Annotated in this window: 9 protein-coding genes; 5 read left to right on the plus strand and 4 right to left on the minus strand. The window is 55.3% G+C overall.

The features are described from left to right. The 3 genes from macB to ACMYSK_RS10680 form a co-directional block, all read right to left on the minus strand. The gene (gene macB / locus ACMYSK_RS10670) at positions 1 to 1,947 is read right to left on the minus strand and encodes a macrolide ABC transporter ATP-binding protein/permease MacB (RefSeq protein ID WP_434642821.1); all 1,947 of its coding nucleotides are present in this window, start codon (positions 1,945 to 1,947) and stop codon (positions 1 to 3) included. Then, positions 1,944 to 3,059: a macrolide transporter subunit MacA gene (gene macA, locus ACMYSK_RS10675; protein WP_434642824.1), complete on the minus strand. Its 1,116-nt coding sequence runs from the start codon at positions 3,057 to 3,059 to the stop codon at positions 1,944 to 1,946. Before macA ends, macB begins: the two co-directional genes overlap by 4 nt. A gap of 101 nt (positions 3,060 to 3,160) precedes the next feature. Further along, complete coding sequence (locus tag ACMYSK_RS10680) at positions 3,161 to 4,819, minus strand: ATP-dependent endonuclease (RefSeq protein ID WP_434642826.1); 1,659 nt, start codon at positions 4,817 to 4,819, stop codon at positions 3,161 to 3,163. Between the two features lie 396 nt (positions 4,820 to 5,215). On the opposite strand from ACMYSK_RS10680, the gene aqpZ reads away from it, so the two are divergent. The 4 genes from aqpZ (at position 5,216) to hcr (ending at position 9,805) form a co-directional block, all read left to right on the plus strand. Next, entirely contained in the window at positions 5,216 to 5,911 is a 696-nt protein-coding gene (gene aqpZ, locus ACMYSK_RS10685) for an aquaporin Z (RefSeq protein WP_015367500.1), read from the plus strand. Between the two features lie 127 nt (positions 5,912 to 6,038). Further along, a complete protein-coding gene (locus tag ACMYSK_RS10690) occupies positions 6,039 to 6,938 on the plus strand; it encodes a lysine exporter LysO family protein (protein ID WP_434642830.1) in 900 nt (299 codons plus the stop codon). 233 nt (positions 6,939 to 7,171) lie between these two features. Further along, positions 7,172 to 8,824: a hydroxylamine reductase gene (gene hcp / locus ACMYSK_RS10695; protein WP_434642833.1), complete on the plus strand. Its 1,653-nt coding sequence runs from the start codon at positions 7,172 to 7,174 to the stop codon at positions 8,822 to 8,824. A 12-nt stretch (positions 8,825 to 8,836) separates the two neighbouring features. Beyond that, positions 8,837 to 9,805 carry an NADH oxidoreductase gene (gene hcr, locus ACMYSK_RS10700; RefSeq protein WP_434642835.1) on the plus strand — a complete coding sequence of 323 codons (969 nt, stop codon included), beginning with the start codon at positions 8,837 to 8,839 and terminating at the stop codon, positions 9,803 to 9,805. A gap of 90 nt (positions 9,806 to 9,895) precedes the next feature. Here hcr and ACMYSK_RS10705 read toward each other — a convergent pair whose 3' ends face one another. Next, positions 9,896 to 10,330: a DoxX family protein gene (locus ACMYSK_RS10705; RefSeq protein ID WP_434642837.1), complete on the minus strand. Its 435-nt coding sequence runs from the start codon at positions 10,328 to 10,330 to the stop codon at positions 9,896 to 9,898. Positions 10,331 to 10,482: 152 nt separating this feature from the next. Here ACMYSK_RS10705 and poxB point away from each other — a divergent pair, with 152 nt between their 5' ends. Beyond that, entirely contained in the window at positions 10,483 to 12,201 is a 1,719-nt protein-coding gene (gene poxB, locus ACMYSK_RS10710; RefSeq protein ID WP_434642840.1) for a ubiquinone-dependent pyruvate dehydrogenase, read from the plus strand. Positions 12,202 to 12,270: the final 69 nt, after the last annotated feature.

A 12,270-nucleotide genomic window follows, 5' to 3' on the forward strand; every position in this document is an offset into this window, starting at 1 on the left:
CTACTCGCGAGCCAGCGCGTCCACCGGATCGAGGCGCGCGGCATTTCGCGCCGGCAGCCAGCCAAACAGCACGCCGGTTAGCGTCGAGCATAAAAACGCCGTCAGCAGCGCCAGCGGTGAAAAACCTATCTCCCAGCCGGGCAAAAAGAGCTGCAGAATAAAGGCGATCATCAGCGATAGCGTCACGCCCAGCGCGCCGCCAACGAGGCAGACTAAAACAGCCTCAATCAGAAACTGCTGTAATACATCGCTGGCCCGCGCCCCGACTGCCATTCGAATCCCGATTTCACGCGTTCGTTCGGTCACCGACACCAGCATGATGTTCATCACGCCAATCCCCCCCACCACCAGCGCAATCACCGCGACCAGGGTCAGAAACAGCTGTAATGTATGTGTGGTCCGTTCCGCGGTTTTCAAGATGCTGTCCATATTCCAGGTAAAAACATCTTTTTTTCCGTGGCGCAGCTCAAGCAAACGCAGCAGCTGTTGTTCGGCGGCAGAACTCTCGTACCCTTCCCGCACGCGAACGGTGATGGAATTCAGCCATGATTGCCCCATGACTCTTCCGGCCATGGTGGAGTACGGCAGCCAGACGCGCAGGATTTTGCTGCTGCCAAACATCGACTGTTTCTCATCCGCCACCCCGACGATCGTTGCGGGCATATTGCCGATGAGGATTATCTCTCCGACGACCCGGGTTTTGTGTGGAAACAGCTGGCGACGCGCGTTGCTATCCAGTACCACTACCTGAGCCCGGCTGTTGAGCTGCAGTTCGTTAAACGTATTACCTTCACTAAAGGTCATGCCATAAACGTTGAAGTACTGTGGCCCAACGCCTTCCGCGCTGGCGGCAACATCAATGTTGTCCGCACGCAGGCGCAGGCTTTTCGATACCGCAGGCGTCGCCGAACTCACCCAGGGCTGTTTCTGGATAGCCAGCAGATCGTCATATTTCAGCGCCTGCTGATAGCGGGGATCGTCATCGCCGAAATCTTTACCGGGATAAACATCGATGGTATTGGTACCAATCGCGCGAATGTCCGCCAGCACCATCTGTTTCGCTGCATCGCCTACCACCACAATCGACACCACCGATGCGATACCGATAATGATACCGAGCATGGTCAGCAGCGTGCGCATTTTGTTCGCGGCCATCGCCCGCCAGGCCATAACCAGCGCTTCACGAAAGCCGCTGGTGAACTGGCGCCATGCGGAAGGCTCCTCGTGGCTTAACGCCCGTGATACTCCGCCACCCGCAGGATTTTTCGCCGGCGGGTTGCTGACGATTTCTCCGTCGTGGATCTCAACGATCCGCTCTGCCTGTGCTGCCACCTGCGGATCGTGGGTGACGATAATCACCGTATGCCCTTGAGATTTTAGCTGATGCAAAATAGCCATCACCTCTTCACCGGAGCGGCTGTCCAGGGCGCCGGTTGGCTCATCGGCCAGAATCACCTCGCCGCCGTTCATCAGTGCGCGGGCAATACTGACCCGCTGCTGCTGGCCGCCGGAGAGCTGCGAAGGTTGATATTCCGCCCGTTCGCCAAGACCAAGGCGCGCCAGCAATGCGTGCGCTCGCGCAAGGCGCTCCCGTCGCTCGGTCCCCGCATACACCGCCGGCACTTCGACGTTCTGTACCGCAGTCAGATGTGAAAGCAGATGGTAGCGCTGGAAGATAAAACCAAAATGCTCCCGTCGCAGCCGGGCCAAAGCATCGCCGTTGAGCAACGAAACATCCGTCCCGGCAACGCGATAGGTACCGCTGGTCGGTTTATCGAGACAGCCGAGAATGTTCATCAGCGTCGATTTTCCCGACCCTGACGCGCCGACAATAGCCACCATTTCACCGGCGGCAATACTCAGCGTCACCCCTTTGAGTACGTCCACGCTGGCGTCGCCGGAGAGGTAGCTGCGACGGATATCACGCAGTTCCAGCAATGCCGTCATTTTGCCGTCCCGGCGTGACTTTCGCCGATGATCACCTCATCGCCTTCATCCAGCCCTTTCACTACCGCCACGTCGGTATCGTTGCGCGCACCAATAGTCACTTCACGCTCTTTAACCTCGCCAGTACGCAGCAGACGGACGTGGTAACGGTTGTCACCGATAGCATCGCCCAGCGCGCTGAGCGGAATAGTGATGACATTTTTCACTTCCGCCATCTGGATATGGACCTGAGCCGTCATCTCCAGGCGCAGTATCCCCTGCGGATTCGGCACTTCAAAGCGGGCGTAATAAAAAATGGCGTCGTTGACTTTTTCCGGGGTCGGTAAAATATCCTTCAGGCTTCCCTCATAGCGGGTCAGCGGGTCGCCAAGCACGGTAAACCAGGCTTTTTGTCCCGGACGAAGATGAATCACATCCGCTTCTGAGACCTGGGCTTTGACCAGCATCGTACTGAGGTCGGCCAGAGTAAGAATATTTGGCGCCTGCTGGGCGGCAATCACCGTCTGCCCCTGCAGGGTGGTAATTTGCGTCACTTCGCCGGACATCGGCGCCAGAATACGCGTGTAGTCGAGGTTGGTTTTGGCGGTATCCAGCGTCGCCTGGTTGCGCTTTATCTGCGCCTCAATGGTACCGATTTGCGCCTCTTTGACCGCTAAATCGGTGGCGGCCGTATCCAGCTCCTGGCGGGAAACCAGCTGCCGTTGTGCCAACTGTTTTTGGCGCGTCAGAGTGACCGCCGCAAGCTGGCGTTCGGCACGCGCCTGATTCAACTGAGCGCTCAGCTCCATCAGCGTCGCCTCAACTTCTTTGATCTGGTTTTGCGCTTGCTCGGGGTCTATCACCCCCAGCAGTTGATCCTTGCTGACTTTGTCGCCGATATTCACGCGCAGCGTTTTTAACTGCCCGCTCACCTGCGCCCCGACATCGACTTTTCGCAGGGCATCCAGTTTACCGGTGGCCAGCACGCTCTGCTGTAAATCACCTTTACGCACCACTAATGTCTGATACTGCGGCAGCGGTGCATTCAGTACCCGCCATCCCCAGAAGGCCAGAGCCAGTACGACAATGGCCATCAGCCACCAGACTTTCCTGCGTTTTCCATTGAGCTTCATAAAAATTCCTGATGTTTTAACTCGCAGAGCCAGGCGGTGATTCTATCTGGAGATGGTAAAAACATAACGCTGAATTTGAATCATTCTTATTTTCACCGCCATTAATCCGCGCGACCGCGCGCCAGCCACAGCACCCGGGAGAACATTTTTTTCAGCAGCGCCGGTACCGAATCCACGCCACGACGACCGGCCTCCATCGCGACCTCGATAGCCAGATCCGGTTTCGATGAGCGATGAATCGCTTTGGTTATCACCCGTCGCATATTCATCGGTACATTGGCCGGAAGCTGCGCCACCCGATGATAAACATCGTTAAACCCCTGACGATACATAAAGTGTTCCATGTCCAGCGCCGGAAGCGTGGTGAGGTGATCGCGTTCCAGATCGCGGTCATCATTGAGCAGGCCACGAACCGTCGCCGCATATTTTTTTCCTGCTTCATCGCCGTCGACCAGCACGTGCCATTGAATCCCCATTCGGCGGGCAAATTTAATCAGTGGCTTGAGCCCGGACTGTGCAAATTCGATAACCTTCACCCCTTCAGCATCGAAGTGATGCCCGCACTGACGCGCCAGCTCGTTAATCACCCAGGTTTCGGTCTCTCCTTCCACCAGCAGCCAGCAGCGAGCAAACAGCGAGGAGGCGCGGTTAAAACGAATATGAAAAGCGATGCGTCGGCTGTCTTCTGCATTCATTCCCCCGGGCCCGAGTCGCCAGGCGGACACGCGCGAGGATTCGCGTACCAGTCGACACACGTGTTCAACCGGCGTTAGCGACAGGAGCTCACCAGAATTGGTGGTCGTGACGCGCTGCAGCGGCAGCAAATTAAGCAAATGCCAGGCGACCGACAGCATAATCGGATGCAGACGCGTTTCCGGGTCTTCAATCAGCAGCAGAGGCCGCGCATCCCGGTCAAGCCTCACCGTCCCCTTCGCCTGAAGCAGGGTTGAAAACAGGCCAAGCAGGATCACTCGATGGCTGCGGCCACCGGGCTTATCTATCATCCGGTTGATAATATCCAGATAACGCCAGCTGCGTTGTTCATCGTGTGAATGGCGGCGCATAAGACGGTGACGGGATTGCGCACTGCTCTGCTCAGCAAAGTAGTGCTCCAGCAGCTGCACCATAGCCGATAGCCCCTGGCGTATCTGGCCATCGGTTAAATTCTGTGGGTGATTAACCAGCTCGCGGGAGAGAAAATCCAGCTGGCGGGCGGTGATTTCAACCTGTGATGAGTGCGGGACGGTACCATTGTGAATGCGCCGCATAAAGCGCGCATCGCGCAGGCGTAACACCGGCATCAGCCGTACCAGGTGGCGCACCATTTCATCGATATCCTCCAGCTCCAGCGCCTCGCCCTTGCTGTCGATAAAGCTGCGCAGCGTCATGACGCTGTTGTCATCGGTCATTTCGCCTTCAAGACGATAAAAAATGCGCTGGTAACCATCGTCACAAGGTACCCAACAGTCGCTCAGCGGACGAAAGCGGCGGACACGATGATGGCCTGGTTCATTCTCACGGAAGGTTAAAATGATATGCAGATGATGTTCACGACCCTGGACATCGCCCGGAGGAAACCAGAAATCATCGCGAACGAAGTGGTACAGCTCAAATTCTGGCGACAAAAGTAGCGTCAGCGCGTCCAGCAGGCTGGATTTACCCCATGCATTCTCGCCGATCAGAACGTTATTTTGCTCCAGCATCAACGATAAACGATTGATACCGCGAAAACCGACGATTTCTACCCGTTCAAGATGCATATCCCCTCCGCTCAGCAGCCACTTTCTCCTTCAATTATCAGCAGTATAGCGACACATGAAGAAACATGACACCACCAGCCAAAGCCGGCACCTGCAGGCATACCTTTAATACGACCGGGGTATGATTATTCACCGCGCTATTCACTTTTGAAATAATTCATTCTGTAAAGTGGTTATTTTTATTATTTTTGTTCTACACTTTTCTGCAATCGACAATGGTCAAAGGATTAAGATCACATTGCCCTAAATCAAATTACATCTGGTTATTTAACTAGCCCTGGGATGACGATTGTTCATAGAATAGCGACGCTTTATTTTTATCTTCATCCTTTACGTCGATAAATAAAGATCGGCACGAGAATTCGTGCTCGTTTACATTATTATTTTGAGGTGGTTATGTTCAGAAAATTAGCAGCGGAATGCTTTGGTACATTCTGGCTGGTGTTCGGTGGGTGCGGTAGCGCAGTGCTCGCCGCGGCCTTCCCGGAGCTGGGAATTGGGTTTGCCGGTGTGGCTCTGGCCTTCGGTTTAACTGTATTAACCATGGCATTTGCCGTCGGTCATATTTCCGGTGGGCACTTCAACCCGGCGGTCACTTTAGGTCTGTGGGCCGGCGGCCGTTTCCCGGCGAAAGACGTGATTGGCTATATTATCGCCCAGGTTGTTGGCGGTATTATTGCGGCTGCCGTTCTGTACGTGGTTGCCAGCGGTAAAGCCGGCTTTGATGCCGCTGCCAGCGGCTTTGCCTCTAACGGCTTTGGCGAACATTCACCGGGCGGCTACTCCATGCTGTCTGCCATTGTTATTGAAATTGTCCTGACCTGCGGCTTCCTGCTGGTGATTCATGGCGCAACCGATAAAAACGCACCGGCTGGCTTTGCCCCGATTGCGATTGGCCTGGCGCTGACCTTAATCCACCTGATCAGCATCCCGGTCACCAATACCTCTGTTAACCCGGCACGAAGCACCGCCGTGGCGATTTTCCAGGGCGGCTGGGCACTGCAGCAGCTGTGGTTATTCTGGGTTATGCCTATTATCGGCGGGATCCTCGGTGGCGTGCTGTATCGCACTCTGCTGGAAAAACGCGATTAATCATTTATCTGGCTTCACAAAAGGCCTGGCATTGCCGGGCCTTTCTTTTTAGGCACAGCTTTACTCGGTTCTCTGATTTGGGTAGTGTCAGTGGCGCTCACCTCATTCTGCAAGGACCAGATCGTTCATGTTTTCGGGATTATTAATCATTCTGCTGCCGTTGGTCGTCGGCTACCTTATTCCTTTGCGTCACCCTTCAGCACTGAAACTTATTGCGCGACTGTTGAGCTGGATTGTCTACGTCATCCTCTTTTTCATGGGGATTAGTCTCGCCTTCCTCGACAATTTATCCAGCAACCTGCTGTCCATTCTTCATTATGCCGTGGTCAGCGTGATTGTTATTCTGCTGTGCAATATTGCCGCATTAATGTGGCTCGAACAGAAAATGCCGTGGCGCCACCAGCACCGGCAGGAGAAATTACCTTCCCGTGTCGCGATGGCAATGGAATCCCTCCAGCTGTGCGGCGTGGTGCTTATTGGTTTTCTGATCGGTCTGAGCGGTTTATCATTTTTGCAGCATGCCACCGAGGCAAGCGAATATACGCTGATCTTCCTGCTGTTCCTGATCGGTATTCAGCTGCGTAATAACGGAATGACCTTACGCCAAATAGTGCTAAACCGTCGCGGTATGATTGTCGCGGTGGTCGTTACCGTCAGCTCATTAATCGGTGGCGTGATTAACGCCTTTATTCTCGACCTGCCGCTGAAAACCGGCCTGGCAATGGCCTCCGGGTTCGGCTGGTATTCACTCTCAGGGATCCTGATGACCGAATCCTTTGGGCCGGTTATCGGCAGCGCCGCGTTCTTTAACGATCTTTCCCGCGAGCTGCTGGCCATTATGCTGATTCCCGGGCTGGTTCGTCGCAGCCGATCCACGGCATTAGGGCTTTGCGGTGCGACCTCAATGGACTTTACGCTACCGGTATTACAACGTTCCGCCGGCGTAGAGATCGTGCCCGCCGCCATCGTTCACGGTTTTATCCTGAGCCTTCTGGTGCCGATACTCATGGCCTTCTTCTCGGCCTGAGTCACGTCAGACCCTTCGCACTCTCCCCGGCGACGGCGTTCGTCGCGCCCCCGGGGAATCGTCCCTTCTTTCGCCTGGGCACTGGATGTCTACCCCCGTGGCGGTAGACTGCCGCAGCCAAATTTGCGCTAAATCAATCTCCCTTTAAATTGTATCAGAAATACCTTTTATCTCTTCTTTTGCAGGCATAACCTTAAACATGTATTTAAAATATAACTTTAAAAGGTGTGACCATGTTTTGTGTGCAATGTGAACAAACCATCCGTACTCCGGCAGGGAACGGCTGTTCTTACGCGCAGGGTATGTGCGGTAAAACGGCTGAAACCTCCGACCTCCAGGATCTGCTGATTGCTTCCCTACAAGGTCTGTCCGCATGGGCGGTAAAAGCCCGTGAATACGGCATTATCAATCATGACGTTGATAATTTTGCCCCGCGTGCATTTTTCTCCACGCTAACTAACGTTAACTTCGATTCCCCACGGATCGTTGGCTATGCGCGTGATGCCATCGCGATGCGCGAAGCGTTGAAAGCGCAGTGCCTGAGCATTGATGCCACCGCCAGCGTCGATAACCCAATGGCTGACCTGCAGCTGGTAAGCGACGATCTGGGCGACCTGCAGCGCCAGGCAGCGGAATTTACCCCTAACAAAGACAAAGCAGCTATCGGCGAGAATATTCTTGGCCTGCGCCTGCTTTGCCTGTATGGCCTGAAAGGCGCAGCGGCTTATATGGAGCATGCGCACGTTCTGGGTCAGTACGACAATGATATCTACGCGCAGTACCACAACATCATGGCCTGGCTCGGCACCTGGCCTGCCGATCTGAACGCTCTGCTTGAGTGTTCAATGGAAATCGGTCAGATGAACTTCAAAGTGATGAGCATTCTGGACGCCGGTGAAACCACCAAATACGGTCACCCGACGCCGACTCAGGTCAACGTGAAAGCCACCGAAGGTAAGTGCATCCTGATTTCCGGTCATGACCTGAAAGACCTTTACAGCCTGCTGGAGCAAACCGAAGGCACCGGCGTGAACGTTTATACCCACGGTGAAATGCTCCCGGCGCACGGTTATCCGGAACTGCGTAAATTCAAACATCTGATCGGTAACTACGGCAGCGGCTGGCAGAATCAGCAGGTCGAATTTGCCCGCTTCCCGGGACCTGTCGTGATGACCTCTAACTGCATTATCGACCCAACCGTTGGCGCCTATGATGACCGCATCTGGACTCGCAGCATCGTTGGCTGGCCGGGCGTCAATCACCTTGAAGGTGAGGACTTTGCCCCGGTAATCGCTCAGGCGCAGCAGATGGCGGGCTTCCCGTACAGCGAAATTCCGCATCTGATCACCGTCGGCTTCGGTCGCCAGACGCTGCTGGGCGCCGCGGATACCCTGATTGATCTGGTCAGCCGCGAAAAACTGCGCCATATCTTCCTGGTTGGCGGCTGCGACGGCGCACGCGGTGAACGTAACTACTTCACTGATTTCGCCACCAGCGTGCCGGATGACTGCCTGATCCTGACGCTGGCCTGCGGTAAATATCGCTTTAACAAACTGGACTTCGGCGATATTGAAGGTTTGCCGCGTCTGGTGGATGCCGGTCAGTGCAACGATGCCTATTCAGCAATTATCCTGGCGGTCACCCTGGCAGAAAAACTGGGCTGCGGCGTCAACGATCTCCCGCTGTCTCTGGTGCTTTCCTGGTTTGAACAGAAAGCGATTGTTATTTTACTGACCCTGCTCTCGCTGGGTGTGAAGAACATCGTGACCGGCCCGACTGCACCAGGCTTCTTCACGCCGGACCTGCTGGCCATTCTCAATGAGAAGTTTGGCCTGCGCTCAGTGACGACCGTAGAACAAGACATGCAGCAGCTGCTGAGCGCCTGAGGAGTAAAGAGTATGACCATGCCAACCCATCAGTGCCCGTGGCGGATGCAGGTTCATCACCTCCATCAGGAAACACCGGATGTCTGGACAATTTCGTTGCTGTGTCACGATTATTATCCGTACCGCGCCGGGCAGTATGCACTGGTGAGCATTCGTCATTCGGCGGACACGCTACGTGCCTATACTCTCTCCTCAACTCCGGGGGTCAGCGAATACATTACGCTGACCGTTCGCCGGATTGACGAGGGCGCAGGCTCACAGTGGCTGACCCGCGATATTAAACGCGGCGATTACCTCTGGCTGTCTGACGCAATGGGTGATTTCACCTGCGAGGATAAGGTAGAAGACAAGTTTCTGCTGCTGGCTGCCGGCTGTGGCGTTACGCCAATTATGTCGATGCGCCGCTGGTTGGCAAAATATCGTCCGCAGGCCGATGTGCAGGTGATTTTCAGTATCCGCTCACCTCAGGACGTCATTTTCGCCGATGAGTGGCGTCAGTACCCGGTCACTATGGTGGCAGAAAATAATGCCAGCCACGGCTTTGTTGCCGGGCGTTTGACCACCGAGTTATTGAAAAGTGTGCCGGACCTGGCCTCTCGCACGGTAATGACCTGTGGACCCGCGCCTTATATGGACTGGGTTGAACGGGAAGTGGCCGCGCTTGGCGTGACGCGCTTCTATAAAGAGAAGTTCTTTACCCCGGTTGCGCAAGCCGCCACCGATGGACTGAAGTTCACCAAACTGCAGCCGGCAAAAGCGTTTTATGCGCCGGTCGGCACCACGCTGCTGGATGCGCTAGAAAGCAACCAGGTCCCGGTCACCGTCGCCTGCCGTGCAGGCGTCTGCGGCTGCTGTAAAACCAAAGTGGTTTCCGGCGATTACACGGTCAGCAGCACCATGACGCTGACCGATGCGGAAATTGCTGACGGCTACGTGCTGGCCTGCTCCTGCCATCCGCAGAGCGATCTGGTACTGGCTTAACCCGACATTGCCGGATGGCGCTGTGCTTATCCGGCCTACGCGAGCCGCTGTAGGCCGGATAAGGCGTTTACGCCCCTCTCCGGCAATTTTTTACCGCCAGACCGAATTTCCCGCCACGGTAAAACGCCCGGCCCCGAGACAGGCAATCGCCAAGGCACTAACAAAGAAGTAGACCAGGCTCTCAATCGCCCAAGCCCCGGTTTTATCCAGCGACCCGGTTTCGCCCATCCCCACCATCATCCACGCCACAATCATGGTAAACGCCAGCACTAGCGCTGACGGTCGGGTAAGAATCCCCAGAATCAGCAGGCAAGGCGCAACCACCTCTCCCACCAGCACGCCATAAGCGATAAAACCCGGTAATCCTTTGGCCACCAGCATGCCGCTAATACCGTCCACGCCAGCAAAGAGCTTATGCAGCCCGTGAAACAGCATCAGCCCTCCCACCGCAAGTCGTAACAAGAGTTTGCCGAAATCGTCATGTGACAGCATTTTATTTACAACATTTAACAGTGATTTAACCATCTGAAATGATTCCTGTTTACCGCTTCGTGTGTGGACAGAATATGCGGTATTTTCGATCAATAAAACCAGCAGAAAATGAGGGGGAACGGCGGGCGGAACGGTCAGATTCATCTAAGCTTGTAAGCGTTATCACAAAAAGGAGATGGAGAACCATGAAACAAACCGTGGCGGCGTACATAGCAAAAACTCTTGAACAGGCCGGCGTAAAACGCATATGGGGCGTCACCGGCGATTCCCTCAATGGACTGAGCGATAGCCTGAACCGAATGGGCACCATTGCCTGGATGCCCACCCGACATGAAGAGGTTGCAGCCTTTGCGGCAGGCGCCGAGGCGCAGCTGACCGGAGAACTGGCGGTTTGCGCAGGCTCGTGTGGCCCGGGTAACCTCCATCTGATTAACGGCCTTTTTGACTGCCATCGTAACCACGTTCCCGTGGTGGCCATCGCGGCCCATATCCCTTCCAGTGAAATCGGCAGCGGCTATTTTCAGGAAACCCATCCGCAGGAGCTGTTCCGCGAATGCAGCCACTATTGCGAGCTGGTTTCCACGCCGGAGCAGATCCCGCAGGTGCTGGCGATAGCCATGCGTAAAGCGGTCATTAACCGTGGTGTATCGGTGGTGGTGCTACCCGGAGATGTGGCGCTGAAAGCAGCGCCGGATAACGCCAGTACTCACTGGTACGCCGCACCGCTGCCGACGGTCACGCCGCCGGAAGAAGAGATCCGCAAGCTGGCGCAGGTGCTGCGCTATTCCAACAACATCGCCATGCTATGCGGCAGCGGCTGCGCCGGTGCGCACGCGGAGCTGGTCGAGTTTGCCGCGAAATTAAAAGCCCCAATTGTCCACGCTCTGCGCGGCAAAGAACACGTTGAGTATGACAACCCCTATGATGTCGGGATGACCGGGCTGATTGGCTTTTCTTCAGGCTTCCATACCATGATGAATGCCGATACCCTGCTGCTTCTCGGTACGCAGTTCCCCTATCGGCCCTTCTATCCCACCGATGCAAAAATTATCCAGATTGATATCAACCCCGGCAGCATCGGTGCCCACAGCAAAGTCGATATGGCGCTGGTTGGTGATATTAAATCCACGCTTGCCGCACTGATGCCACATCTGGAAGAAAAAACCGATCGCGCGTTTCTTGATAAAGCCCTTGAACACTATCGCGAAGCGCGCAAAGGCCTCGACGATCTGGCGAAACCCGGCGACAAAGTGATTCATCCGCAGTATCTGGCGCAGCAGATCAGTCATTTTGCCGCTGATGATGCAATTTTCACCTGCGATGTCGGAACCCCCACCGTCTGGGCCGCCCGCTACCTGAAAATGAACGGCAAGCGTCGCCTGCTCGGGTCGTTTAACCACGGCTCAATGGCCAACGCGATGCCGCAGGCGATTGGTGCCAAGGCAACAGCTCCGGAGCGTCAGGTGGTGGCGATGTGCGGCGACGGCGGCTTCAGTATGCTAATGGGCGACTTCCTCTCGTTGGCACAGATGAAGCTACCGGTGAAAATTGTCATCTTTAACAACAGCGTTCTCGGCTTCGTGGCGATGGAAATGAAAGCCGGGGGCTATCTGACCGACGGTACCGAATTGCATGACACGAATTTCGCCCGCATAGCCGAAGCTTGCGGGATCACCGGGATCCGCGTCGAAAAAGCCAGCGAGGTCGATGAGGCATTACGCACTGCCTTTAGCACCGATGGCCCGGTGTTGGTTGATGTTGTGGTGGCTAAAGAGGAGCTGGCCATTCCGCCGCAGATCAAACTGGAGCAGGCCAAAGGATTTAGCCTGTATATGCTGCGCGCCATCATCAGCGGACGCGGGGATGAGGTAATCGAACTGGCGAAAACCAACTGGCTCAGGTAAAACATTCTTTTAGTTTATACCTGAAATCATGCCTGATGCCGTGATGTGGCACGCCGAGAATCCCCGACG

Origin of the sequence: Klebsiella sp. I138, from assembly GCF_051131765.1 — a bacterium.
In the GTDB taxonomy this organism is placed as follows: Bacteria; Pseudomonadota; Gammaproteobacteria; order Enterobacterales; family Enterobacteriaceae; genus Klebsiella.

Bases quoted from the DNA above. Each gene is read 5' to 3' on its own strand.
- aqpZ (WP_015367500.1), top strand. From the start codon at position 5,216: ATGTTCAGAAAATTAGCAGCGGAATGCTTTGGTACATTCTGGCTGGTG.
- ACMYSK_RS10690 (WP_434642830.1), top strand. From the start codon at position 6,039: ATGTTTTCGGGATTATTAATCATTCTGCTGCCGTTGGTCGTCGGCTAC.
- macB (WP_434642821.1), bottom strand. From the start codon at position 1,947: ATGACGGCATTGCTGGAACTGCGTGATATCCGTCGCAGCTACCTCTCC.
- ACMYSK_RS10705 (WP_434642837.1), bottom strand. From the start codon at position 10,330: ATGGTTAAATCACTGTTAAATGTTGTAAATAAAATGCTGTCACATGAC.
- macA (WP_434642824.1), bottom strand. From the start codon at position 3,059: ATGAAGCTCAATGGAAAACGCAGGAAAGTCTGGTGGCTGATGGCCATT.
- hcp (WP_434642833.1), top strand. From the start codon at position 7,172: ATGTTTTGTGTGCAATGTGAACAAACCATCCGTACTCCGGCAGGGAAC.
- poxB (WP_434642840.1), top strand. From the start codon at position 10,483: ATGAAACAAACCGTGGCGGCGTACATAGCAAAAACTCTTGAACAGGCC.
- ACMYSK_RS10680 (WP_434642826.1), bottom strand. From the start codon at position 4,819: ATGCATCTTGAACGGGTAGAAATCGTCGGTTTTCGCGGTATCAATCGT.
- hcr (WP_434642835.1), top strand. From the start codon at position 8,837: ATGACCATGCCAACCCATCAGTGCCCGTGGCGGATGCAGGTTCATCAC.